Source organism: Dyadobacter sediminis (genome assembly GCF_005860765.1).
GTDB classification, from domain to species: Bacteria; Bacteroidota; Bacteroidia; order Cytophagales; family Spirosomataceae; genus Dyadobacter; species Dyadobacter sediminis.
This window is the reverse complement of the sequence record NZ_VCEI01000021.1, coordinates 228,755-254,763: the sequence shown is the minus strand read 5'-3', so window position 1 is coordinate 254,763 and position 26,009 is coordinate 228,755. Positions and strand designations below refer to the sequence as shown.

Below are 26,009 nucleotides of genomic sequence, written 5' to 3'. Positions count from 1 at the left end.
TTTCATTCACGGCAAAATAAAAGCATAACCCGCCTGAAAATGAGGTTATGCTTTTCTGATCAAAAAAAAGGATAGCTAAAATCCGGTCAGGCTTTCTTGGAAATTTTTTCAAGCGCGCCAACCAGTTTGTCCAGATCGCTCCGTTTCGTATACACATGGGGCGTAACGCGGACACAATGAATGTTTTCCCAGTTGATGCCAACGGTATGGATCTGATAATCGCGCATCAGTTTGCTGTCAAGTTCTTCCGGCTTCATGCCTTCAATGCTTACGCCGGCAATGGCGCATGAAAATTCAGGTTTCAGCGAAGTATGGATTTTGACGCCGGGAATCTGCTGCGCTTTTTCTGCCCAGTATTTTTTCAGATAATGCACGCGCTCCTGTTTTCTTTTGGAACCGATCCCTTCCTGAAAGTTAATGGCTTCGCCAATGGCCTGCTCAATGCAGAAACTCCGCGTTCCCAGCGTTTCAAATTTCCGTATATCGGCACTCTTTGGCTGGCTGTTGCACAGCAGCGGCCATATCTTTTCAATTTTGTCTTTTTTAACCCACATCATTCCGCTTCCGACCGGCGCGCTGAGAAATTTGTGCAGGCTGGTCCCGAAGTAATCGCATTCCAGATCCGGGATTTTGAAATCGAGCAGCCCGAAACTGTGCGCGCCGTCCACAACGACTTCAATTCCTTTGCTGTGCGCCATCCGGCATATTTTCTTCACCGGCATGATTTGCCCGACCCAGTTGATGATATGCGTCACATGGATTATTTTGGTATTTGGCTTAACGGCATCCGCGTAGGCTTTCACAATCTGCTCGTCGTTTTCAATGGGAAAATCGAAAGACAGTTGTTTGTAAACCAGCCCGTCACGCATCTCACGCTGTTTCCACGCCTGAATCATATTGGGATAATCCTGAACGGTACCGATGATTTCATCGCCTTTCTGCAGCGGCAATCCGAAAATAATGGTATTCAGTGCTTCTGTTGCATTGCGGTTTATGGCAATTTCCTCTGCGTCGCATCCGGCCAGTTTTGCCAGATGCTGCCTCAAAGGTTCGCGGCCTTTATCCATGATGCGCCACATATAATACGAAGGACCTTGTGCGGCCGACTTGTTGTATTTTTCCAGCGCTTCCTGCACCACAACCGGCGAAGGCGATACACCCCCGTTGTTGAGGATAATGATGTTGCTTTTGCTCGCCGTGTACGCGTCCTGGATCACGGACCAGTAATCCTCGTTATCCTCGCTGTTTTCATTCCAAAGTTTTTCAGCTTCATGGAAGTCGTCGGCATGCAGTTTATTGAAAAGACTGTTGATACCAAAGGCGCCAACGCCAAGGGCTGCGCTCTTTTTGAAAAAGGACCGTCGGTTGCTCATAGATGTATTTTTCAGGAATAGGAATGGAGTGAGTTACAATTTATCAATTATCTCCGTGATTCCCAATCATTCCACATCCATACCGTCCTTTGTCACAGCGTTGATCATCCAGTCGTACGTATTGTAAGGTTCCGGAAGGCCATCGCTGTTGAGCTGCAGGTACATCAGATGCAAATGCGTCGGCGAACGCTTCTTGTAGGCATTATACCCGGAACGCCCGACTTCGGCGATTTTGTCACCGGCTTTTACCCATTGGCCGGGCTGCACCTGAACGATGTTGTTATGCGCATAGTAAAAAAGTCCGTCGAGGCAGGGATCGTAAATCCATATCCAGTTGCCGCCGCGCAGCTCGCTGTCGTACTTCCAGCCCGTTTCTGTTGCCAGCACAATGCCCGGACTGAATGACAGGATGTCCACCGGTTTCCACGTCCGGTCGTCAAGATTATCCTGATCTTTGTCCTTAATGAAAAGGTCGTGTGCCGGATGGCTTCCGCTTACTTCCCTGTCAAAAAGATCGAACCCTTTTGGCCGGTAACCTCTTCCACGGCCGCCAATGGATTCACGCGGCAAATAATCACGCACGGGATAAACAAAATACGCAGAATCCACGGAAGGACACGAATCGCTCTGAAATGAAGCGCGCAGATTGCCCATAATAACCCGGAATGCGTTTCTTGCAGAATCGGGCGAAATATTTCCGTCCCGGATATCGAGCTGAAGCTGGTTAAAAGCGGCACAGTATTCTGCTGTTTCTCCGGTCGGTACTTTTTCACTCGTCCAGGCAGATACAGCGATGATCAACAGGATTCCGGCAATTCTTTTTACTGTCATTAACAATCCCTTTGACACCAATCCTTTTTTTTTCACTTATTTGAATCTGAAGAACGTTACCTTGTACTTTTAAAATAAAACAACGCAAATGTATTTGTTATACATTAAAAAAATGCAGTCAAATTCTTTAAGTCACAAACTCTAAATTATTTTAAAATGCAAAACCGTCGTTTTGGACGTACCGGCTGGCAGATCAGCGAAATAGGATACGGAATGTGGGGACTTGCCGGCTGGACCGGCTCGGACCGTAAAGAAACAGATGACTCTTTGAATCTGGCAGTGGAATCCGGCGTAAACTTTTTCGATACCGCCTGGGGATATGGAGAAGGTTTGAGTGAAAGAATTCTTGGCGATCTGATCAGGCGTTACCCGGACCGCAAATTGTATGCAGCCACCAAAATTCCGCCTAAAAACCGGCAGTGGCCATCCAGACCGGAATTTACGCTGAAAGAAGTTTTTCCTGCCGACTACATTGTGGAGTATACCGAAAAGAGCCTTAAAAATCTGGGTACCGAGCAAATTGACCTTCTCCAGTTCCATGTCTGGGAAGATGGCTGGGCGCAGGAAGATGAATGGAAAGAAGCGATCCAGAAACTGACGAAAGAAGGAAAAGTGGAACGTTGGGGAATCAGTATCAACCGCTGGGAACCGGACAATGCACTGGAAACATTGAAAACCGGATTGATCGATGCCGTTCAGGTTATTTACAATATTTTTGACCAGGCTCCGGAAGACAATCTTTTCCCGCTCTGCAGAAAAATGGACATCGGCGTTATCGCACGCGTGCCTTTTGATGAAGGAACGCTTACCGGAACGCTGACGAAGCAAACGACTTTTCCTGCGGATGACTGGCGTTCCACTTATTTTGTTCCTGAAAACCTGAATTCAAGCGTGGATCATGCCGAGGCATTGCGCGCGGACCTGCCGGAAGGAATGACGATGCCCGAACTCGCACTGCGCTTTATCCTGAACAATCCGGACGTTCACACGACAATTCCGGGCATGCGGAAACTGCCGCACGTAAAGTCAAATGTTGCCGTAAGCGACGGACAATTATTGTCAGCCGAAACAGCAGAAAAGCTGAGACAGCATCGCTGGGACCGACAACCCACCGAATGGTCACAATAGCAAACAAAAAACCTCGTCAGTTACGACGAGGTTTTTTGTTATCGGAATAAATTTCTGTCAAACGAAAAACGTCCCGGCCCTGTCAGAAAAATGGTTATATAAGAAATCAGGAACGAAAGTCCATGCTCTTTTTTATCAAAGGTATCCTGTGCATGAATGATAAAGATGGCCACGAGCATGGTTATGATCAGCGGAACAAGCGCCGCACGGGTAACAAGCCCGAGAATCACCAGAATGGAACATACAAACTCTGCGAATATGGCAAGGATCAATGAAAATTCCTGGCCCAAACCAATCGGATCTGCAAAAGAAGAATCACCGCCCATGTAGCCTTTGAGCTTGGCATAGCCGTGTGTCAGCATCAGCAACGAAATACCGACTCTTAAAATCAGAATGCCCCAATCGGCCGAAGCCGGAAGCTTGACGGGTCTCAGAAAGTTTCTTAGCATAATTCATTCTATTAGTGTTAATAAAAGCATTTACTGCAAGCATGGATAAAACTTCTGAGGTTTTATGGTTATGGCAGGCAGTGTGACGGACATTATATGAGGTTCCAAAAATAAAGAAATTGCAACTTCCTTGTATATATTTTAATTTATGTCAAATATTTTTAGATTTACCTAAATTTATATCTAGATAGGGTAAAATTATAAATTAAAGTCATATGAAGCTTTATATACAACTGATATTCTGCCTGTTGTCATTCGATGCAATAGCTCAATTTACTTTATCCGGGAAAATTTCGATTGAAGGCCAGACAGAGCCTGCATTCGGTGCTTCGGTCTATATAAATGAACTGAAAACCGGAACAACGGCAGACACGCTAGGAAATTACAGGTTAACAGGCATTCCGCTCGGCAGCTATACTGTAAAGATCAGTTATGTGGCCATGCCTGCACTTACCGAAAAGAACGTGCGCATTGAACAGAATACTGTTCGTGATTTCACGATCAAATCCGGTGAAAATGCCCTGAATGAAGTGGTGGTAACGGGAACGATGCGGGAAGTTTCAAAACTGGACAGTCCGGTTCCGGTGGATATCATCACGGCAAAATTCATTTACAAAAACCCGGTTCCGAGCATTTTCGACGGATTAAGCTATGTAAACGGCGTAAGGCCGCAGCTCAACTGCAACGTTTGCAATACCGGCGACATCCATATGAACGGATTGGAAGGGCCTTACACGATGGTTCTTATTGACGGCATGCCTATGGTAAGCGGACTTTCCACGGTTTACGGCTTGTCGGGAATCCCGAACAGTCTGCTGGAAAGGGTAGAAATTGTAAAGGGCCCCGCTTCAACGCTTTATGGTTCAGAAGCCGTTGGCGGACTGATCAATATCATAACGAAAAACCCGTCGAAGGCACCTTTGTTTTCAGCTGATGTATTCAGCACTTCGTGGCGGGATTACAATGTAGATCTGAGTGTGAAATTCGCTGCCGGACCAAAAGCCAGTTCATTGCTGGGCATCAATTATTTCAATTATCAGAATCCGGTTGACAACAATCAGGACGGCTTTACGGACCTCACTTTACAGAATCGGATTTCGGTTTTTAACAAATGGTCGTTCAGCCTGAAAGATAACCGGCAAGCCAGCATTGCCGCCCGGTATTATTACGAAGACCGCTGGGGCGGACAAATGAACTGGAACAAATCGTACCGCGGCGGCAGCGAAGTGTACGGTGAGAGCATATACACCAAACGCTATGAAATACTGGGCAATTATCAGCTTCCGGTTTCCCAGAAAATCACGCTGCAGTATTCGTTCAGCTCGCATAACCAGAATTCGGTTTATGGAAATGTTCTTTTTAATGCCGATCAGAAAATCGCGTTTGCACAGTTTCTCTGGGACAAGGAAATAGGGAAACACAGCCTTTTGTTCGGAACGCCTTTCCGCTATACTTTTTATAATGACAACACGACGGCTACACGTTATACCGACGGACAGGATCATCCGGACAAGATTTTGCTGCCGGGCTTTTTTGTACAGGATGAAATCAAATCCGGCATCCATTCGCTGCTGCTTGGCGCAAGGTACGATTACAACAGCCGGCACGGAAGCATTTTTACGCCCCGAGTTGCTTATAAAATCAAACTGAACCAGACGGACGTTGTCCGGTTTAATGTCGGGCGCGGGTTCCGGATTGTCAATCTGTTTACTGAAGACCATGCCGCACTGACCGGATCGAGACAAGTCATCGTGAAAGAAGCGCTTAATCCGGAGCAAAGCTGGAATGCAAATATCAACTTTGTAAAGAAGATTGTAACGGGCAATTCATTTATCGGCCTGGACGCTTCTGCTTTTTACACGTATTTCACCAACCGGATTCTGCCTGATTACGACACCAATCCGAATCAGATCATTTATGATAATCTGGACGGATATGCCGTTTCAAAAGGAATCAGCCTTAACCTTGATTTTAATTTTCCTTTTCCGCTGAAAATCATGACGGGCGGCACTTTCATGGATAATTTCCAGAGCGAGAACGGCATCCGGTTCCGCCCCGTCCTGACCGAAAAATTTACGGGTGTCTGGACTTTAACCTATGACATCCAGAAAGCAGGAATTTCCTTTGATTATACGGGCAATATTTACGGTCCTATGCGCCTGCCCATACTGAGCGAGGACGATCCGCGTGCACGCATTTCGCCGGTATGGTCCCTACAGAATATCCAGGTAACAAAGAAATTCAGCAACGGACTTGAAATTTACGGAGGCATCAAAAACCTGCTGAACTTCACGCCGCCGGCAAATTCCATCGCACGCGCATCCGATCCTTTTGACAAAAATGTAAAATTTGACGATCACGGCCAGGTCATTGCCACGCCGGAAAATCCCTACCGCCTGACCTTCGATCCGTCGTATGTTTATGCACCAAATCAGGGACTTAGAGGCTTTCTCGGATTAAGATATATGTTAAGATAAAATCTGCTAAATTGCACAAAAAACGTCCGATAAAACGTTCTGGTATAATTATTCAAGGATGAAAAAGCCATACAGTATTGATATTCATTGATTTGAATAATTATTAATTGTATATTTGTCTCATCAACTATTTAACACTACTTAATCATGGCATTAACAAAGCAGTTTGTAAAGAGCAAATCAGTTTACAAAGTAACGTTTACAGTACCTGCAGAAGCAGCAGTTGAAGCTAAAAAAGTTGCCCTTGTAGGAGAATTTAACGGCTGGAACCCGGAAGAAGCAATTGCGTTAAAAAAACAGAAAGACGGTTCTTTCAAAGGGATTGTTGAGCTTGGAGCAGGCGAATACCAGTTCCGTTATATACTGGACGACGAAAAATGGCAAAACGATAACGAAGCTGACAAATACGTTCCGACCGGTGTTGATTACACAGAAAATTCGGTCGTTGTATTGTAGTTAGCTGTTAGCTGTTAGCTGTTAGCTGTTAGCTGTTAGCTGTTAGAAGAAAAACCCGGGATGTAAATATATTTACTTCCGGGTTTTTTATTTTTTGAACTTACTGGATGTCTTCCGTCTTAGATTGCGAAGTTGTCGCTTTCTACATAAGCTTTGATAAGGGCGTCTTCTCCTTCTTTTCCTTTTTGCGAATTACCGTGTTCCATGCCCATGATAAAGGACCGGTTCTCTTTCTTGCTTCTGTCGTAAATGTATTTGAAGACGTTTTTGTAATTGATTTCTCCGGTAGTAGGTTCGTTCCGGCCGGGCTCGTCTCCGATCTGGAAGTAATCAATTTCACTCCATGTTTTGTCAATGTTGTAAATAATGCGGCCTTCGTTTTTCTGCATGTGATAAATATCATAAAGGATCTTGCAGGACTTGCTGTTCACGCCGCGGCATATTTCATACGTCTGATCCGAAGTGCGCAGGAACAGATTCGGCGAATCGCTCAGCGGTTCCAGCACCATGACCAGTCCATGCGGTTCCAGAATTTCCGCTCCGCGGCGCAATGCGTCGATTACGTTTCCGGTTTGTACGCCAATCGGGATATTTCTTTCAAAATCGCCCGGAACCACGGTCATCCATTTGGCATTGACACGCTTGGCCGTTTCCACCGCCTTTTTGCAGCCATTCAGGAAAATATCAATGAATTCTTTTTTGCCGGCAGCCAGTGTATTCGCTCCGTTTCCGCCCTTATCCACTACAAAAACACCCATTTCCATTCCCAGACGGGCCATTTCCTTGGCAATCGCCTCTTGCTGCTCCACAGGCCGGCCCATCATGCCGTTATCTTCCAAAGCCATAAAGCCCTGATCGGCCATGAATTTAAGCTGATCAATGACATCTTTTCCTGCACTGTTCTGGAACATGCCGAAGTGAGACGCATATTTCAGTTTGAATTTATTTTTTGCCAATGGGGATGTTGCGAAAGCTTCTCCTGTTGCGATTGCTGCACCAGCGATTCCAAGTGAAGATTTTACAAAATTTCTGCGGAGCATATATTTTTAAGGTTTTGTTTACTTAAACATTTAAAGAAGCGGCTTTATAAAATATACCCCAATTCTTTTCAGGAAACTTGGAAACCGCTAGTTTCCCTTTCTTTTTTTCCTTCTTTCCTTTCTGCTTTTCGGCTCGGCAGGCGCAGTAACCGTAACTTCCGGCTCGGGCGCGGGAAAATACGGCGCAAGCTGATTTCTGATGTCCTCCCGAAAAGCATTTTTGACACCATTTAGTGCAGCTTCCTTGATTTCACCTTCCAGACGGCCGTCTTTCAGCAACTTCACAACCACTTCTTCTCCCGGCCAGCTTGCACCCAAATATTCCGCTGCATTTTTGCGTACCGTCAGCGATTCGCTGTTATCCGTAACTGCCCCACGCAGCAGATTTAGGGATTCGGAACTTCCAGCAGACTGGATGGAAGCAAGTAAAGCCGACTTCTGCCTGTCATTGAGCCTGGAAAACTTTTGCGTTACATACGAAATCCCGGCCTGTTTCAGCAAAAGACGACCCGCATCACGGCCAATTACCTCGTCGGATTTATCCAGCGCAAGCCTGAACAGCCTTTCCCTTTCCGATTCCAGTTCATACTGTGTCATCAGGTCAATGTAATCGGCAGTTCCGTACGTTTCGTCCAGCAGCTTGTTCAGTGCGGTCAGTCCTTGCTGTGAATTGGTTACAAAAGATTTGTCCAGATGCAGCAATGCCAGCTTACTGACTTCAATCCGATCCGAAGAATTCACATTCATTACGTTCAGCAACGCCTGCGTTTTTTCATATCCCGCATGGAAAAAGTCGAATGCCCGGAAATACCGCAGCCTGTCTTTAAAACCGACCGTAGTATCCGCCGCAAGGTTGGTCAGGTATGGAATGGCCCTTCTCGTTCTTGCAAGCCAGATAATGTCTTTTCCTGCATCCGTTGCTTCCGGGTTCGCTCCTGCCCTTTCCAGCCATGCCGGAAAAATGCGTTCCCATTGCTCGAATGCGCCTATGCTCAGTGCTTCCACCGACCAGCGGTCATTGCCTTTGTATTGTTTTGCAAGTTGCAGCCAAACGTCCAGCGCCTCATAAGTATGGTTGTGGTTGATCGCCAGCGCACATTCCCGTCTTACCTGCGGATCCGGATCGGAAGTAAGCCGCTTAATGTATTCGGTAGGATCGCTGTTCCGCTGCCGAACGGCCCTCAAAGCAGTTATTCTCAGATTCGGATTCAGTTCGCGGAAAGCAATGTCGAGGTTACGGTAATTAAATCCTTCAATATTGTTGAGAACCCACAATGCTCTTGCACGCAGTTTAGGGTTTGCATTGTATTCCCGGAAAAGATTTTCGAGATAAGGTTCTGCTGCCCAGCCGTGTTTTACACAGGCATTCCACGCCATGTAACGCATGGATAAATTAGGACTGCGCAATGCTTTTACGGCTTCTTCGGGTACGGAAAGATCATAAACCGGAATGTTGTAAGGTGTGCCTGCAGGCGCAATGCGAAACAGTCTTCCCCGGCTTTTATCCTTCATTTTATGAGAGCCAATCACGGGATCATACCAGTCGGAGACAATCAGCGATCCGTCCGGTGCCACGCATACGTCCGTCGGCCTGAACCATTTATCACGTTTTCCTTCCGCAACCGGAATGATACCCTCCGATTTATAACCCGCCCCACTGGTCTGAACCTGAACAGCGCCGACACGGTTTTGGCCAGCATCAGCCAGCAAAATCTGATCCCAGTAACGGCGCGGAAGCAATTCTCCTTCATAAACGGTTAGTCCCATCGGAAAACCGGAACCTGTTTCCAGCAAATCGGGCACAACGCCGGGATCATTCTGATGCCAGTGACGACGCGCAACTTCATCTTCCACATTGGTTCGGTTGAGCCGCCAGCTTGCGCCTGTCATTTCATCAATATAACCGAAATTGCCGTTTTCCATAACATACGAAACGCGGTCGGCGCCATTTCCCGGCTCTTCCTGATCCGGCTGCCACATGGTTCCGTAGCTGTCCACGGCAACTTCAAAGCCATTGCGGAAATTCTGCGCAAGGATTTCCACTTTTGTAAAATCCTGGCTGCACCTGAAAACCACACCTTGCCTGAACTGTCTGAAATCGATCGGCCTTTCGTACTTATCCAGCAAAGGGCGGTCTTTGCCGTCCACAAGCTGTCTGCCTGCATTTCCGAAGTTGAAGTAAAATTTTCCGTCCGGACCGAATACAAAAGCATGTATGCCCGCATCGTTCTGAACGCCACCGATTTCTTTGAAAAGCACTTCTTTTACATCCGCCTTGTCGTCTCCGTCCGTATCCGTAAAAAGCCATACGTACGGACTTTGCGAAACAATGGCCTTGTTTCCCATGACCCAGATTCCCAGCGGCGCATTGATTTCAGCTCCCTGGTAAAAAACTTTGGTAACATCCGATTTACCGTCGCCATCTTTATCTTCAAGGATCAGAATGCGGTCGCCGACGCCAAGTTCGGACTTTCCGTTAACGGCAGGACGATAATTATAGGATTCGCAAACCCATACCCTTCCGCGATGATCTACATCGATATTAATGGGATTGATTACATCAGGCTCGGATGCAAAGAGCGTGGCTTCAAGGCCTTCGGCCACTTTGAGGCCGGAAAGTGCATTTCTGGAAAACCGTCTTTCAGGCTCGGAAAGTGCCGCATAGATGCTGTCGGGATCCGTAACGACGCTTTCGGGTACAACGGTTACAGAATCAGCTGTTTGACCAAAACCGCAGAAATTCAGCAGAAGGAAATTTACGGCAATGAATAGTGTGGATTTCTTAAAATGAATTGATTTCAAAACAGGCTTTTATAATGCGGGATATTCAAACTCGCATAAAATTACCGGATGTTTCGGGAATAATGAAATGAACTTTGAAGGAATGAAGCCGGATCAAAAATTAATCCTGTGAAATACAACTTTACGGCTGTATTTCACAGGATCGGCGTTCTTATTTCTTTTTCAGATTGCTTAGATAAGTCACCAGACTAACCAGTTCTTCGGTGCTCATGGCGTCCTGCAATCCGGCCGGCATCATGGAATCATTTAATTGTTTGATGGATTTTACTTGTGACATTTTGTATTCCTGCGTCGAGCCGCCGGGAAATTTCATGATCAGATCGGTTTCCGTTTTGCTGGCAATAATGCCGGAAACTTCAGATCCGTCCTTGAACTTCACTTCAAATCCTTCATACCCGAAGCCGATTCCCGCACTTGGTTCGAAAATAGCCGCATACTGCGCTTCTTTGGGCAGCTTGCTTCCGATTTCAGAAAGTTTTGGCCCGAAATCCATGCCTGCGCCGTTCACCTGATGGCATACCGAGCAGTAGGAAGAAAACACTTCCTTGCCTTTGCTGACGTTGCCGTTCATTCCCACCAGTTCTTTGAGTTCAGGATGTTTTTTAACGGCTACGCTTCCTCCTTCCAGGTATTTTGCCGCTTCCATCTTTACCGATTTCCGCCATGCACCGCTCAGTCCCTGCACGGCTGCGGTTTTCATTTCACCTTCCAGCTTGTTTTCTTTAAGCAGTTCAAGCACCTCATCTTCACCGCTCATTGTACCGCCGAGGGATTTTACTGCAATCAGCCGCATACCGGCGGGATATTTCTTGTCCAGCGATACCGTTTCCAGCATTTCCAGCGATTCCTTGCTCCCGACACCTTTTAGAGCGGTTAGGATATTTTCACTTTTTTCGGCATCTTTTCCTTTGATCACATTCCAGACCAGTTCCGATCCGTTCTGTTTCATAAGCTGCGTTGCTGCTGCACCGCCCGTTCTGGTGGAAGCCTGCGCAATGGCAAGATCAAGCAAGCGGTTGTTTTCGGATGCAAGTTCGTAGCGGGCAACCAGTTCGAGATAAAGCGCGGTTCCGTACGAAGCATCCAGCAATTTTTTAACTGCCGCCATGGCTTCCGGGCTTTGTTTTACAAAATCGGGATCCAGGTGCCGCAATGCAAGTTCACTTATTCCGGGTTTGTTAGCCGCACTTCCTTTCATGATTTGCAAAAGAGCCGTTGACTTTTCTTTTCCTCCCGGATTAAAGTCAAATGCGCGGAAATACCGCAGCCTGCTTTTCAGATCCAGGTTCGGATCACCGGCCAGTGAAGCCAGCAACGGAATCGACTCCTTGCTTCTGGAGCGCCAGACAATATCTTTTCCTGCTTGTGTCGCTACCGGATCGGCACCGGCTTCTGCAACCCACGCTTTGAAAAACGAATCCCATTGCCCGTCCGCTCCGATTCCCAATGCTTCCAGATACCAGCGGTCTTTGCCGTCGTATTGCCTGGCCAGCGCAGTCCACAACGCCGGAGCTTCCGCAGATTTGTTATGATGCAGCATTAAGGCGCATTCTCTGCGTACCTGTGGTTCTTTGTCGTTCACAAGTATTTTGATGTAGCTTGTAACGTCTGCATAACTGGTTTCGCTTGCAGCACGCAATGCAGCAATGCGCATGTCGGGATTGCTGTCTTTTATAGCGGCATTAATGGCTTTTTTCCCTGCTTCCGGCGATTTGCTCAGCATCCACATAGCTCTTGCACGCATACGCGAACTGGCTTTCGGATCATTGAACAGCTTTTCCAAAGCAGGAACAGCCGCTGCGTTCATTTTTTCCAGTGCCTGCCATGCAAGATAACGAACCGATAAATTGGGGCTTTGCAAAGCAGTAACAGCACCTTCGGGCGTAGTGAAATCATTTTTAGGAATGCGGTACGGCGTATTGGACGGCGCTATCCGGAACAAACGGCCTCTGTTCTGGTCTCCGGCCTGATGCCCGCCCACGCCCGGATCATACCAGTCGGAAACAATCAGAGAACCGTCTGGTGCCACGCATACATCCGACGGACGAAACCATTGATCCCGCTTGCCATCCACAAGATTTACGATTTTGGCAGAGTACCCTGCTCCGGCTTTCTGTACCGGATACGAGCGTACTACGTTATGGCCAGGCTCACAGTGAATCATTTGGTCCCAGAATGCTTTTGGCAAAAGACGGCCTTCGTAAATGACCATTCCGGTCGGCGATCCGGAGCCGGTCTGCAGCAAATTTGGAACAACGCCGGGATCGTTCAGGTGCCAGTGACGAAACGGAATGGAATCTTCCATGTTGGTACGGTTTGCACGCCAGCCTGCGCCTGTGAGTTCATCGGTATAGCCGTAATTTCCGTGTTGCATCACGTAATTGATCCTTACGCTTTTATTGCCGTCATCGTCATTGTCGGACTGCCACATGGTTCCGTAGCTGTCGATGGCGACTTCATAATTATTCCTGAAATTATTGGCCAGTACTTCGATATTTTTAAAATCAGGATCGCAGCGGAACACCATTCCCTGTTTCAGTTTTTTGAAATCAATCGGTTCGCCGTTTTTTCCGACAATCGGTTTTCCTTTTCCGTCGAGTAACTGGCCGCCTTCATTCCCGAAATTGAAATACAGCTTTCCGTCCGGGGCAAATACAAAAGCGTGCATGCCGTGATCGTGCTGCTCACCGCCGACTCCTTCAAAGATCACTTCTTTCTTATCTGCTTTGCCGTCATTGTTTTCATCCGTAAAAAGCCATACGTAAGGACTTTGGGACACGATTACTTTATTTCCCATAACCCAGATTCCAAGCGGCGAATTGATTTCCTTTCCCTGATAAAAAACAGTCGTTTTGTCCGATTTCCCGTCTCCATTGCTGTCTTCCAGAATCAGGATGCGGTCGCCTTCATCTTTGGTAGGATTGCCGTTAATGGCCGGACGATAATTATAAGCTTCGCAAACCCATACCCGGCCCAGATGATCCACATCGATATTGGTAGGATTGGTAATGACAGGTTCAGAGGCAAAAAGCGTGGCTTCCAGTCCGTCGGTTACAGACAATCCGGCAACCGCATATTTCGGCGATCTTTTCTGCTCATCGGTCAGGTCTTTGTACAGGCTGTCCACTACGGAACTCTGGAATGTACTCGGATTGGATCGCTGGTAAGTACTTACCATCAAACCCAGCAACATACAGCCGGCGGGAAACAGCAAAAAGGATTTTTTAAAGTTCATGTGGTAAAATAATTATGGCATGTATTGCAGCCGGTCTGCGTCGTTCTTGAATAAAGATTACTAATTTTAGATCTATAAGAGTTTATCTACATGTCATTTACTATTATGAGCAAGACTTTTTTTTACGCCGCTGCCATTTGCATCTCTTTGCAGGCCAACGCGCAGACAACCATTCCCGCAGCCGAAATCCAGATCAGAACAGCCGTGCTGGCAGCGCCGTCTGAAAAGCAGGAAGGAGCCAAGGTTTACGGCTATGCGCCAGACGGAACTTTCAAAATGCTCCGCAACGGAACCAATGATCTGGTATGCCTTGCCGATGACCCCAAAAAGGAAGACATCAGCGTTTCGTGTTATCATGCGGACTTGGAACCGTTTATGGAGCGCGGCAGAATACTCAGCAAAGAAGGTAAAAATGCAAAAGAGATTTTTGATATACGGGAAAATGAAGCCAAAAGCAAAAAGCTGAGCATGCCCAAACAGCCTTCTACTTTATACGTGCTTTCGGGCACAAAAGACAATTACAATGCAGCCGACGGCACGTTGAAGAACAGTTACCTCCGTTATGTGATTTACATTCCGTATGCTACTGCGGAAAGTACCGGATTGCCGCTGAAACCGGATGTTGCCGGCATGCCATGGATTATGGACCCCGGCACGCACCGCGCCCACATTATGATCAATCCGGCAAAACCCTGACTTTTATCGGAATTTCCAAAATTACAAACCGGAAACAGAGAACGGGAATTCCTATTATTAAGGTAGGATAAAACCGGACGATGCTTTTGAAATAAAATCTTATCCGATGAAAAAAGTTATTTCACTGCCGGTATTCTGCTGGCTAATGACCATAAGTATGGCTGTAACGGCACAAACCGAAACAATGAACCTTTGGCCGGAAGGCAAAATCCCTAATTTCAAAACAAGCAGCGTTGCTGAAAAATCCGAAACGGACGCAAGCAATATTTTGCGGATCAGCGGCGTAACGGTTCCGACCCTGACCGCTTACATTGCGCCTAAAGAGAATGCAACCGGAGCAGCCGTTATGATTTGTCCCGGCGGCGGCTACGGAATTCTGGCTGCATCGCACGAAGGCAGCGATTTTGCCAAATGGTTCAATGAACGCGGTATTTCTGCTTTTGTATTGAAATACAGGCTTCCGAACGAAAAAGCCATGACGCATCAGCATGAAGTTCCGTTGATGGATGCCATGCAGGGAATGAAAATGATCCGTGAGAATGCGGCGAAATGGAATATTGATCCGAACAAAATCGGTGTAATGGGTTTTTCTGCCGGCGGACATCTTGCTGCAACGATTTCCACGCACTACAATATGGGTCCGAAAGCTTCGCAGGAATCCAAGCCTGATTTTTCCATTCTGCTTTATCCGGTGATTTCATTTCTGCCTTCCATTTCGCACGGCGGCTCGCGGGACAATCTGCTGGGTGCTGAAAAGTCGGACGAACTGATCAGATATTACTCCAATGAATTACAGGTCAGCGAGCAGACGCCGCCGGCATTTCTCGTGCATGCCATGGACGACGGCGCCGTTCCGGTCGAGAACAGCATTGAATATTACCTGGCCTTGAAAAAACATAAAATAGCCGCTGAAATGCATTTATACCCGATCGGCGGGCACGGTTACGGCATGCGCACGGAAGGAAAAGGTTCGCTTGCAAACTGGCCTGCGGCGATGGAAGGCTGGCTGAAATCCATGGGTTATATGAAGAAATAATGATAAGCACTGATTTATCAATAGATTTGAACGAAAATTCAGTCTGTTGAACAAAGTCTTTGCCATGAATGCCGTAAACCGCTTTTTGATTAACCCGAAATCCATTCTGTTCGTATTTCTGGGTATTGCAGTATTTGCCAGTCTGCAGTCCTATTTCGGAGGTTTGAAAAGCTTTGTGGAAGGCGGTCATCTTTATACGACTTATAACAATTATATCATTTTCAAACAGTCTTTCTTTCACCTGCTTGAGAACAAAGATCTGTATGCGCCATTCATTGAGGAACAAGGCGATTTATACAAGTACAGCCCGAGCTTTGCACTGATCTTCGGCATACTTTCGATTCTTCCGGATGTTCTGGGACTTTCCTTATGGAACATTCTGAATGCAGCCGTCTTGCTTTATTCGGTGTATTATCTGCCGCGTATCGACATCCGGACCAAAGGGCTGATCCTCGTTTTCATGCTCGTCGAACTGCTTACTTCGGTGCAGAATGAACAAAGCAACGCGCTGATTGCCGGCTTGCTGATTTTCAGCTTTGGCTTTCTGGAAAGAGGAAAATACTGGATGGCCACCTTATGCGTGGTTTCAACGATTTTCATCAAAGTGTTCGGCATTGTTGCGCTGGCGCTTTTTTTACTTTATCCGAACAAGTTCAAACTCGCTTATACGACGGCTTTCTGGGTTGTACTTTTCACGATTTTGCCTCTCGTTGTCATTGATTGGGAACAATTTGTATTTCTTTATAAAAGCTGGGCGAATCTGTTGCAGAATGATCATTCCATCTCGGACGGGCTTTCGGTAATCGGCTGGCTGAAATCGTGGTTTGGCTGGCAGGTTAACAAAACGTATGTAAGTCTGGCGGGCGTGGCGCTTTTCTGCATTCCGCTGCTGAAAATCAGATCATATCAGCATTTTGTATTCCGGGTTCTGATGCTTTCTTCCATCCTGATCTGGGTTGTGATTTTCAACCACCGTGCGGAGTCGCCGACTTTTATCATTGCGATCAGCGGCGTGGCGCTCTGGTATTACGCCCAGTTTCCCAAAAAAGAAAACTACATTTTACTTGTTCTGGCGTTTGTCTTTACAGCTTTGTCACCGACGGATCTTTTTCCGAAATTCATCCGGGATGAATGGATGAAACCTTACGTTGTAAAAGCGGTCCCGTGTATTCTGATCTGGGGAAAAATAATTTATGATATGCTGTTCAGCCAGTTGCTGCCAAGAGAAAAAACCGAAAAGGCATTATGAAAAAGCGTTGCAGGAACCAGTTATTCCTGCAACGCTGCTTTTTATGCAATTAATTCATGGCGACCAAGGTACGGTTCACTTCACTGACATCTTTCGTGGCAAGACGTATGTACTTCACAATTCTTTCCTGATTGTCGGAAATTTCCAGTGTGTAATTGCCATCCTGTATTTCTGAAAAATTCAGTTTCCGGCCAAACTTTCTTGTTGCTTTTCCAATGTGTTCTTCATGAAGAATCTGGCCTTTGTCGTTCAGCAGGCGTAATGCCATGCGTTCGCCCAATGCTTTTTCAATCAGGACTTTCATGGTTACCGTATTTTTAATCTGATACATTCCCATACGGAAATTCCTGCAATTGTTGTTTTTACATTCCGCTTTGGTTTCAACAGGAAGCGCGGAAACAGTGGCGCTTAGCAGCAAAATTCCGAAAGCTGCTGCGGCAAGTGATGTGAGCATTTTTTTCATGGCCGAATAAAGGTTATCAGTGAAAGTTTGGGACAATTTTCACCAATGATGCCTGCGTTTCAGGCCATGTTGCACGCTTTATTTAAACGGCGAATTAAAGATGCTGAACGGTTTATCCTCCGATTGCAATCATGGTGCGGTTCTGCTCGTAGTCCGATTTGGCATGTTTTTCAGTGAAGCCTGCATGCCCGCCGTGAGCAAAATGTTTTTTATGGAAGTGCAAATAGATTAAGGTACGAACGTCTTTTCCGGCGCGCAGTGGCGTCAGTAAATCTATTTCAGTTGTATCAAAAAGGCAGTTTTTCAGTTTTCCGTCAGCCGTCAGCCGAATCCGGTTGCATCCCGAGCAGAACGGGTGCGTAACGGTTCCGATAATCCCGAAAGTGCCTGCGCCGCCATTTACCTGAAAACGGTGTGCGGTATCCTGCAATTCTCCGGGCAATTTCTGAAAGTCAAAATCAGTGCTGATGCCGGAAAGCAGATCGGCATAGGAAACAATCTTGGACATATCCCACTGATTGCCGTTGAACGGCATGAATTCTATAAACCGGACATGCAGATTGGGTTCGTCAACCGTAAGCCTTACAAAATCACTAACTTCGTCATCATTAATCCCGCGCATGACAACCATGTTGATTTTCACGACAAAACCTTCTGCCAGAAGCAACCTGATGTTGTCCAGCGTTTTGGTAAAATGACTGCGTTTTGTGATGCCTGCAAACCGTTCTTCCTTCAAAGTATCCAGACTTACATTAAGTGAACTTACGCCTGCATCTTTCAGATTATTTATAAACTGGTCAATCAGAACCGCATTGGTTGTAAGCGTAAGCGAAGCCGGCAGTTTGCCAAGGTCGGAGATAATATGGCCTGCATCTTTCCGGATCAGCGGTTCTCCACCGGTCAGACGGATTTTGTCCACGCCCATTTCTACAAATATACCTGCAAGCATTTTAATTTCATCCGCCTGCATGAGCCATCTGGACGGCATAAACTGCATATCTTCTTGCGGCATGCAATAAGTACAGCGCAGGTTGCACTTATCCGTCAGCGAAATCCGCAGATAAGTATGTTTACGGCCAAATGTATCTACAATGGGCAATGACATGGATGGACTGAAATTCAAATGAGCAAAAGTTATGTGTGCTTTGTGCCTTCTAAAACGCTGAAAACGTGCAGTACATGCGGAAAAAGCGCATCCATATATTCTGTGACGCCGCCTGTACTCCCCGGCATTGTAATCACCAGCGTTTCCTTGATAAAACCGGCCGCAGACCGTGAAAGCATGGCCGTAGGAATCCGTTCCTGGCCATATTGCCGCGCCGTTTCTGCAATTCCGGGAATTTCGCGGTCCAGTAATTCACTGACAGCTTCCGGTGTAACATCGCGGTGCGACAAACCGGTTCCGCCTGTGATCAAAATCATTTGATACTGCGCATTGCAAAGGCTTTGTATCTTGTCCTGAATGCTGGATTTATCATCCGGAATAATGCTGTAATCGCTTACGCTGATTTTAATGGCGTCGAGTTTTTCAATTATTTTTCTACCCGACTTATCTTCACCGATCCCGTTTGAAATACTGTCTGAGCAAACTACAACGGCCGTTTTCAGATTTTCCGGAACTGCTTTTCTGTCGCTTTTTCCGCCTTTCTTTTCCAGCAGCTTTATGTTGTTGATCTCAACGCCTTTGTCAATCGGTTTGAGCATGTCGTACATCGTCAGGGCCACGACCGATACGCCGTGCATGGCTTCCACCTCTACGCCGGTTTTGTAAATTGTCTTGACCGTCAGTTCGATTACAATGGAAAGGTTTTCAATGCTGTAATTCACAGCCGTATACTCCACAGGAATCGGATGACAGTCCGGCAAAAGGTCCGGTGTTTTCTTTACTGCCAGAAACCCTGCTGCTTTAGCCATTTCAAAAACATCGCCTTTTGGGACGGTCCGGTCCTGAATCGCCTGTATGGTTTCGGGTTTACTGACCTGCACCGTTGCCTGTGCGGTGGCAATCCGTAAAGTATTGGTTTTATGCGTTATATCGACCATCAAAAATCAGTAAAATTCATTAGCGGAAAGCCGGAGCTCAACTATTTTCTTTCCAGACGTATGCTCCGTTTTCTCCGATCAGTTCTTTTCCAAAAACGGGAACATTCGCCTTGATTTCCTCAACGACAAATTCGGAAGCCTCAAAAGCGGCACGCCGGTGCGGAGAAGAAACGAAAACAAACAGGCTGATTTCGCCGACCGGTACGGTTCCAAGGCTATGATAAATATGCATGCAAGTCAGTTCGAATCTGGCAAAGGCTTTTTCCCTGATTTCATGAAATGCATGTTCGGCCATTTCTTCGTAAGCAGAATACTCAATTGCGGTGACGACACCGCTTTCTTTCTGATCCGCACGGATTTGCCCCAGAAAAATAGCATGCGCGCCGATAGCAGTTTTGGACTGGTGGCTTGCAATGGATTTTGAAACGAATTCCGGGCTGATCGGTCCCTGAACAAATACTTTTTTCGGCTTGTGTATCTTTTCCATTCACTCGGATTTATGCTTCTGATATAAGGAAACCGGCACTTATCCGCCGGCAAAAGGCGGTAAAAGCGCAATTTCGGCTGACGGGTCAATCGGTGCAAAGTCCTCTGCTATTTTCTGATTGACCGCAACTTTAAACTTTTTTTCACGCAGTGCCGGATATTTTTCCAGAATCTGGCTTCGGAATTTGCCTACGGTAAGATTTTCATCCGAATTCCAGAGTTCGTTGGCGTGGCCGGTTATTTCCGCCAGCATTCCGTAATACATCACATGAACGCTCATTTATTTCGTATTTTAAGCTTGATTACTTCCTGTTAAAAAACTGACTACAACTGGATTGGATCAAAGATTTCCACAAACCTCTTTTCACCAGCTATTTATTTTCCTGACAGCCTGAAGCTGATTTCCAACAGCTCCTTAAACCATAAACACGTATTCCGGAAATGAAATTCAGAATGGCAGCAAATGTACTTCCACAAGGTCGCCTTCCGCAACGACATGCTGCGTAACCGGAAGATAAATAATTGCATTCGCAATGGCAAAAGAACGCAATGCAAACGACTCCTGCCCGTCCAGCGGAACTACGTGATCTTCTTCTACAAATGCTTTCAGGAATTCGTCCCGCTCGCCATCGAATGAATAAGCATGCTTAACCGGCATTTTCAGTTTTCTCAGAAACAGATCCGTTCTGCCCGTCATTTTGCGGATGGCCGGCAGCACATATTCATAGTAACAAACGAGCGACGAAGCAGGATTTCCCGGTAACGCGAAAAACAGTTTTTCCTGCCTTTTTGCAAAAAGAAGCGGTTTTCCGGGTTTTTGCCTTACTTTATAAAAAATGGTCTCCGCACCGATTTCCTGTAAAGCTTTTTCCACAAAATCGTAATCCCCGACGGACACGCCTCCGGTTGTCAGCACAAGGTCATTGGTTTGTGAAAGTGCTTCAAGCGCATCCACCGTAGACTGAAAATCATCTTTTGCGTATTTTATTTCAATATCGGAAATGCCTTCCTGCTGCAATGCGGCAATAAGCATGGCAGAATTGGATTCGTATACTTTGCCGTGCACAAGCGGTTCGCCGGGTTTGAGCAGTTCATCGCCTGTCACCAGCAAACCTGTTTTCGGCTTGCTGTACACTTCTACGACCTGCACATTCATACCCAGTAAGAACCCGATGCTCCCGGGTGTAAGATAAGTGCCTTTCGTGAGTGCGACTGCGCCTTGTGAGATCTGTTTTCCGATTTCCCTGACATTTTTCCCGGGCGGAACCGGAAATTCATGAATGATAACCTGTCCGCTTAGCAGCGAAGTATGTTCCTGCATAATCACGGCCGTTGCGCCGTCGGGAACGGGCGCCCCGGTAAAAATCCGGATTGCATTTCCCGAGATCAAAGGCTGCAGTTCGGACTGTCCGGCTCTGGATTCAGCGGCGATTTTCAGAAAAACGTCTTTCTGAACAATATCCGAATGCAGGATTGCATAGCCGTCCATGGACGACTGCCGGAAAGAAGGCATGGAAAGCGGCGCGACAACATCAGCGGCCAGCACAAATCCTGCTGCTTCTGACGTTGGCCTTGTTGCTGTTGAATTCAGGAAAGTTTCTGAAAAAATCCTTTGTTTGGCCTCGTTTACGGTTACCATAAATGCTTTGCTGAAGATCATTTCTGCAAGTTAATACATCGCGGAACTTCATTTACATTTCCGGAAAATGATTAAAGATTTTGCAGTTTTTTAAAATATTAAAAGATTTTAAAAGAAAAATACATTGTATTCAAAAATGCATTTTGTACAATTATTTCATAATCAGCTAAGTAGCTAAAAAAAATATTTTTTTGCTTTACCAATTGTTCCAAAATGCACCGGAAAAGCCGTTTTGCAAATTTCTCCAACAGCCATGATAAATTTTACAGACTTGTAAAAAGCCAATTGTATTCATCGCTGAACAGCAAATTCTGCCAAATTGGACGACCTTGTTTTAATTCTATACTACAAATGTACAAATAGTTCTAAATCAGATATTTACCTAAATATTGAATATTTTTAATTCTATACCGTTATCTTTACACCCCGGCTTTATGCCATAAACCGATGTTTCACGAAATAAAAAATGCATGATAAGACTAATCTTTATGGCCTTCTCAATTGCAATAATGGGCAAATCGCCCCTGAGCGAGGTGAAGGTGGAAAAGAAGGAGCTGAAAGAAAACACCATTATTGATTCAGATCTTCTTGCTATTGACTTCTGTGGCGAAGCGATACCATTATCAGAGCTTCGAATTGCCGAGCGATACCAGAAAACGATCAGAAATTACGACAATCCCGCCTTTCGTAAGCTGATGACAAAGACCCAGAAAAGAATGAAAATCATTGAACCCATTCTTAAAAAGTACGGAGTACCAGCCGATTTCAAATATATTCCCCTTATCGAGAGCGCGATGAGCGATGATGTCAAATCGCACCGTGGTGCTGCCGGATACTGGCAGCTGATGCCATCCACGGCAAAATCACTCGGCCTGGTTGTCAACTCGACTAGAGACGACCGCAAACATCTTGTTAAATCAACGCATGCCGCTGGCAAATACCTCCGCAGCCTGCACAGGCAACTTGGATCATGGACGCTCGTAGCGGCCGCATACAATGCCGGCCCGAGCCGCATTCAGAACAGAATGGACTCCCAGAACAAGGACGACTACTTCAAACTCAAATTAAATTCAGAAACTACAAAATACATTTATAAGCTGCTTGCAGTAAAGGAATGGTTTTCCAATCCGGAAAGAAGCAGGGAATGGGTAAGCGGAAGTGTGGTAGAAAAGCTTTCGGAATACCGGGCGGAACAAAGCAAGATCCGTATGGCGCTGGAAGAAGAACTGATCAAAATTTCCGCAGATTCCTGATCAATCAATTATTTGGCATTAAATGAACAGAAAAGGTTACAATATCCTTTTCTTTGTGTTGTTATTGCAATCAGCAAAAACATTGCTGAGTAACAATGTAAACTTATTTAAATGCTCTTATAATATGACAAAAGCAGAAATGATCACTGACAAGGGGACTATGCTGATCGAATTCTACGATGAGGATGCTCCTGCCACAGTGAAAAACTTTGTTGACTTATCAAAAAAGGGATTCTATGACGGGACTATTTTCCACCGCGTAATCCCTGACTTTGTGATACAAGGAGGCGATCCGACCGGAACCGGCCGCGGAGGCCCGGGTTACCATATCAAGTGTGAACTGAACGGCGGCAATCAATACCATGACCGCGGTGTATTGTCCATGGCACATGCCGGACGCGATACCGGAGGTTCACAGTTCTTTATCTGTCACAGCCGCAGAAACACAGCACATCTGGACGGAAACCATACTTGTTTCGGAAAAGTAGTGGAAGGCGTCGATACCGTGGACCAGATCCGTCAGGGTGACAAAATCCAGAAAATCACGATTATTGAAGAAACAGAAGCCTGAAAATCTCTGGTTCTTACCAACGAAAAATGCCCGGCTTGTTCCGGGCATTTTTCGTTGGTATGCAAGTTGTTACCAGAAATGTGCATACAGAAAACTTATGATGGCAATGACACTGACTGCCCCGATGATGAATGTACGGTGCGGAATGAACATGGAGGCATCAATCGCAAGTCCTTTTCGCTCATCCGGCAATACAAGCCCAAGAACAAACATTACCGAAACGCATATCAGGAACACAATGCCCATACGATCGAGAAACGGAACCTGCGTCCAGTCGGCAAATGGAAAGTAGTTATTATGCATGGCAAGTGCGATCAGGAAACCGCCGACAATGGCGAACAAAGCGCCTGCCGAATTGGTACGTTTCCAGAAAAAGCCCATAATGAAAGCAGCAAAAATCCCTGGAGAAAGCAAACCTGTCATTTCCTGAATAAACTGAAACCCGCCTTTTTTGTCGATTCCCATGTACGGAGAAACAAGAATTGCCAGAATCATGGAAATCACGACAACAAGCCTGCCGATTCTTACTAGCGTTTTTTCATCTGCATTTTTTCCTATGTAATTTTTGAAAATATCCAGTGTAAAGATGGTAGAAATACTGTTGGCTTTTCCGGCCAGTGAAGCCACAACGGCGGCTGTAAGCGCAGCGAATGAAAGTCCTTTCAGACCTGAGGGCAGCAGGTTCAGCAGCACAGGATATGCTTTATCTGCGTTGATCACGCCGTCTGAACCTATCATTTCGGCCTGAAACATTCCTTTATTATACAATGCATAAGCAGCAATTCCGGGCAAAACCACAATTACCGGCATCAGCAGTTTAAGAAATGCCGCAAACAGAATACCGTTTCTTGCCGTTTTCAGATCCGCACCCAGAGCACGCTGCGTAATGTATTGGTTACAGCCCCAATAGTTCAGGTTTACGATCCACATCCCGCCGAGCAAAACTGCCAGTCCGGGCAACTGCATGTAAAACGGGCTGGTTTTTGGGAAGATCATATGAAAATGATCGTCATGATTTTCACGCATCATTTTGATACCGCTCATCACACCGTCAAGTCCGGTATCACCGGAAACCAGATTGATCGCCAGATATGTTGTTGCCAAACCGCCGATTACAAGAAAGAAAACCTGAATTACGTCCGTAAAACCGATTACTTTCATCCCGCCGATTGTGATAATGATTGCAAAAACAGCAAGCGCAATCATGCAAAACTGAAAATTTAGCCCGGAAATACCCGACACGGCAAGTGCACCCAGATAAAGGATGGAGGTAAGATTGACCAGAATATACAGTGCAAGCCAGAACACGGCCATGATAAGACTTACCGTCGGATTATAACGCTGACTCAGAAACTGAGGCATGGTGTAAATCTTGTTTTTCAGGTAAATTGGCATGAAAAATACAGCAACGATCACCAGTGTGGCTGCTGCCATCCATTCGTAAGTTGAAATACCCAATCCCATTGAAAACCCGTTTCCCGACATTCCGATAAACTGTTCTGCTGAAATATTGGAAGCAATCAGTGAGGCTCCGATTGCCCACCACGTTAGCGAGCCTTCTGCCAGAAAAAAATCTTTTGTCGATTCAGCAGTTGATTTCTTTCGCTGATAAATCCAATAACCGTAACCGGAAACTACAATGAAGTAAAAGAAGAAAACGATGTAATCAAGGGTCTGTAATTGTTGCATTTCAGATATTAAAAATGAATGAATAGATATCGTTTGTTAGTTTAAATCGAAAGGTACATTATTTTCGGAAAATAGTACAAAATCCGAACAGCCATAATGCTGATTACTTTTTGTTTTTTGTTAGCTGCTCATAAATATAGCTACAAGGACATATTCCCGATGCTTTACTCTGTTATTTTCTTTACTTCCCGAATCCGCAGCGGATTGGCAGGCAATTGTTTCTTCATCAAAGCATCTTCTTTCTTTTGCATTTCAGCATAAGCCTCCGCGAAAGTCTGTCCGTTATTTATACGGGTAATCAAATTCTGCAAAGCGTTTTTTCTAGTAACTGCAAGCCAGTAGGAAACTTCCATTCCCGAGGACATATAGGCAAGCATAACCTGCCGCTGCCCTCCGCTGAAAAATCCTTTGATGGATGTTATATTCTCAAGTTCAAGTATTTCCTGCCCTCCGCCAGTGTAATAAAGCCACTCTTCCATGTAATCCAGATAGCGTCCGGCTGCATCGGGGTTATTTACAAACCTTCTGTCCAGCATCAGTGCTGTTCCTTCATTGAACCACTGCGGTACTTCCTTGGCGATTGTCCACCAGCCAAGCCGTTCCAGCAATTCGGTATGGCTCATCTCATGACTGATCACGTCCGCATTCATTCCCTGCGCATTCAGGATGACATATGAACTGCCCCAGGGTGTTCCCAAACTGCATCCGGCTCCTTCTGTGCTGTTGCAGTATTTCTGATACTGCCGGGAATCACTGCATACAATCAGTACCGGATCTGATCTTTTCCCCTTGTAAAATGAATCCACCCGCGTTTCTGACTGCCGGATGGTCTTTTGCAGCGCTTTATAGGATTGCAGTTGGATATCAGGGCTGAAGTAGGTTTTTCTGTCAATAGAAACAAACCCGGAAAAGCGAATGAACTCGCAGTAAAATACTTGTGGGTAAAGAAAAAAAAGACTTCCCGGAATAATCAGTAATCCGGCCAAAAGAAATTTTCCCCATTGGAAAAAAGGTTTTTGATCTGGATTACCTGCTTTCAAAAGAAATGCTTTGGGATAGGTTTTTATCAGCCACGAATACACCAATTAACACG

The 26,009-nt window shown here is 46.0% G+C and carries 22 protein-coding genes; 8 read left to right on the top strand and 14 right to left on the bottom strand.

Translation table 11 applies throughout. The features are described from left to right. Positions 1 to 86 precede the first annotated feature (86 nt). Both FEM55_RS08390 and FEM55_RS08385 read right to left on the bottom strand, forming a co-directional pair. Positions 87 to 1,373 (bottom strand): aminotransferase class V-fold PLP-dependent enzyme, encoded by a 1,287-nt coding sequence (locus FEM55_RS08390; RefSeq protein ID WP_138280889.1) that lies wholly within the window; start codon positions 1,371 to 1,373, stop codon positions 87 to 89. 66 nt (positions 1,374 to 1,439) lie between these two features. Then, on the bottom strand, positions 1,440 to 2,204 hold the full coding sequence (locus tag FEM55_RS08385) for a M23 family metallopeptidase (protein WP_138280888.1): 765 nt from the start codon (positions 2,202 to 2,204) through the stop codon (positions 1,440 to 1,442). Positions 2,205 to 2,360: 156 nt separating this feature from the next. Here FEM55_RS08385 and FEM55_RS08380 point away from each other — a divergent pair, with 156 nt between their 5' ends. After that, complete coding sequence (locus FEM55_RS08380; RefSeq protein WP_138280887.1) at positions 2,361 to 3,332, top strand: aldo/keto reductase; 972 nt, start codon at positions 2,361 to 2,363, stop codon at positions 3,330 to 3,332. A gap of 38 nt (positions 3,333 to 3,370) precedes the next feature. On the opposite strand, the gene FEM55_RS08375 is transcribed toward FEM55_RS08380, so the two are convergent. Continuing rightward, positions 3,371 to 3,781, bottom strand: coding sequence for a DoxX family protein (locus tag FEM55_RS08375; protein ID WP_138280886.1), 411 nt, complete (start codon positions 3,779 to 3,781; stop codon positions 3,371 to 3,373). Positions 3,782 to 3,996: 215 nt separating this feature from the next. On the opposite strand from FEM55_RS08375, the gene FEM55_RS08370 reads away from it, so the two are divergent. Beyond that, positions 3,997 to 6,258 carry a TonB-dependent receptor gene (locus tag FEM55_RS08370; protein WP_138280885.1) on the top strand — a complete coding sequence of 754 codons (2,262 nt, stop codon included), beginning with the start codon at positions 3,997 to 3,999 and terminating at the stop codon, positions 6,256 to 6,258. A gap of 147 nt (positions 6,259 to 6,405) precedes the next feature. Beyond that, on the top strand, positions 6,406 to 6,714 hold the full coding sequence (locus FEM55_RS08365; protein ID WP_138280884.1) for an isoamylase early set domain-containing protein: 309 nt from the start codon (positions 6,406 to 6,408) through the stop codon (positions 6,712 to 6,714). A 119-nt stretch (positions 6,715 to 6,833) separates the two neighbouring features. Here FEM55_RS08365 and FEM55_RS08360 read toward each other — a convergent pair whose 3' ends face one another. The 3 genes from FEM55_RS08360 to FEM55_RS08350 form a co-directional block, all read right to left on the bottom strand. After that, a complete protein-coding gene (locus FEM55_RS08360; RefSeq protein ID WP_138280883.1) occupies positions 6,834 to 7,754 on the bottom strand; it encodes a hydroxypyruvate isomerase family protein in 921 nt (306 codons plus the stop codon). An 87-nt stretch (positions 7,755 to 7,841) separates the two neighbouring features. Further along, entirely contained in the window at positions 7,842 to 10,556 is a 2,715-nt protein-coding gene (locus FEM55_RS08355) for a PVC-type heme-binding CxxCH protein (RefSeq protein ID WP_229209160.1), read from the bottom strand. Positions 10,557 to 10,707: 151 nt separating this feature from the next. Next, positions 10,708 to 13,791 (bottom strand): PVC-type heme-binding CxxCH protein, encoded by a 3,084-nt coding sequence (locus FEM55_RS08350; protein WP_138280882.1) that lies wholly within the window; start codon positions 13,789 to 13,791, stop codon positions 10,708 to 10,710. Positions 13,792 to 13,896: 105 nt separating this feature from the next. Between FEM55_RS08350 and FEM55_RS08345 the strand changes: the two genes are divergently transcribed. The 3 genes from FEM55_RS08345 to FEM55_RS08335 all read left to right on the top strand — a co-directional run bounded on the left by FEM55_RS08345 (position 13,897) and on the right by FEM55_RS08335 (position 16,772). After that, positions 13,897 to 14,487 (top strand): hypothetical protein, encoded by a 591-nt coding sequence (locus FEM55_RS08345; protein WP_138280881.1) that lies wholly within the window; start codon positions 13,897 to 13,899, stop codon positions 14,485 to 14,487. 106 nt (positions 14,488 to 14,593) lie between these two features. After that, on the top strand, positions 14,594 to 15,523 hold the full coding sequence (locus FEM55_RS08340; RefSeq protein ID WP_229209159.1) for an alpha/beta hydrolase: 930 nt from the start codon (positions 14,594 to 14,596) through the stop codon (positions 15,521 to 15,523). 46 nt (positions 15,524 to 15,569) lie between these two features. Continuing rightward, a complete protein-coding gene (locus FEM55_RS08335) occupies positions 15,570 to 16,772 on the top strand; it encodes a glycosyltransferase family 87 protein (protein WP_229209158.1) in 1,203 nt (400 codons plus the stop codon). Positions 16,773 to 16,821: 49 nt separating this feature from the next. Here the strand turns inward: FEM55_RS08335 and FEM55_RS08330 are convergent, their stop codons facing one another. The 6 genes from FEM55_RS08330 to FEM55_RS08305 form a co-directional block, all read right to left on the bottom strand. Next, positions 16,822 to 17,235 (bottom strand): T9SS type A sorting domain-containing protein, encoded by a 414-nt coding sequence (locus tag FEM55_RS08330; RefSeq protein WP_138280880.1) that lies wholly within the window; start codon positions 17,233 to 17,235, stop codon positions 16,822 to 16,824. Between the two features lie 112 nt (positions 17,236 to 17,347). Then, positions 17,348 to 18,340 (bottom strand): GTP 3',8-cyclase MoaA, encoded by a 993-nt coding sequence (gene moaA, locus FEM55_RS08325; protein ID WP_138280879.1) that lies wholly within the window; start codon positions 18,338 to 18,340, stop codon positions 17,348 to 17,350. A 29-nt stretch (positions 18,341 to 18,369) separates the two neighbouring features. Beyond that, positions 18,370 to 19,278, bottom strand: coding sequence for a bifunctional molybdenum cofactor biosynthesis protein MoaC/MoaB (gene moaCB, locus FEM55_RS08320; RefSeq protein WP_138280878.1), 909 nt, complete (start codon positions 19,276 to 19,278; stop codon positions 18,370 to 18,372). A gap of 37 nt (positions 19,279 to 19,315) precedes the next feature. Continuing rightward, on the bottom strand, positions 19,316 to 19,765 hold the full coding sequence (locus tag FEM55_RS08315; RefSeq protein ID WP_138280877.1) for a molybdenum cofactor biosynthesis protein MoaE: 450 nt from the start codon (positions 19,763 to 19,765) through the stop codon (positions 19,316 to 19,318). A 39-nt stretch (positions 19,766 to 19,804) separates the two neighbouring features. After that, the gene (locus tag FEM55_RS08310; RefSeq protein WP_138280876.1) at positions 19,805 to 20,044 is read right to left on the bottom strand and encodes a MoaD/ThiS family protein; all 240 of its coding nucleotides are present in this window, start codon (positions 20,042 to 20,044) and stop codon (positions 19,805 to 19,807) included. Positions 20,045 to 20,212: 168 nt separating this feature from the next. After that, positions 20,213 to 21,424: a molybdopterin molybdotransferase MoeA gene (locus tag FEM55_RS08305; protein ID WP_229209157.1), complete on the bottom strand. Its 1,212-nt coding sequence runs from the start codon at positions 21,422 to 21,424 to the stop codon at positions 20,213 to 20,215. A 467-nt stretch (positions 21,425 to 21,891) separates the two neighbouring features. On the opposite strand from FEM55_RS08305, the gene FEM55_RS08300 reads away from it, so the two are divergent. Next, positions 21,892 to 22,656, top strand: a complete 765-nt coding sequence (locus FEM55_RS08300) for a lytic transglycosylase domain-containing protein (protein WP_229209156.1) — start codon at positions 21,892 to 21,894, stop codon at positions 22,654 to 22,656. A gap of 124 nt (positions 22,657 to 22,780) precedes the next feature. Continuing rightward, positions 22,781 to 23,227: a peptidylprolyl isomerase gene (locus tag FEM55_RS08295; RefSeq protein ID WP_138280874.1), complete on the top strand. Its 447-nt coding sequence runs from the start codon at positions 22,781 to 22,783 to the stop codon at positions 23,225 to 23,227. 69 nt (positions 23,228 to 23,296) lie between these two features. On the opposite strand, the gene FEM55_RS08290 is transcribed toward FEM55_RS08295, so the two are convergent. Together FEM55_RS08290 and FEM55_RS08285 are read right to left on the bottom strand one after the other, a co-directional pair. Then, the gene (locus tag FEM55_RS08290; RefSeq protein WP_138280873.1) at positions 23,297 to 24,916 is read right to left on the bottom strand and encodes a sodium:solute symporter family transporter; all 1,620 of its coding nucleotides are present in this window, start codon (positions 24,914 to 24,916) and stop codon (positions 23,297 to 23,299) included. Positions 24,917 to 25,080: 164 nt separating this feature from the next. After that, positions 25,081 to 25,902: a hypothetical protein gene (locus FEM55_RS08285; RefSeq protein WP_229209155.1), complete on the bottom strand. Its 822-nt coding sequence runs from the start codon at positions 25,900 to 25,902 to the stop codon at positions 25,081 to 25,083. Between the last annotated feature and the right edge of the window lie 107 nt (positions 25,903 to 26,009).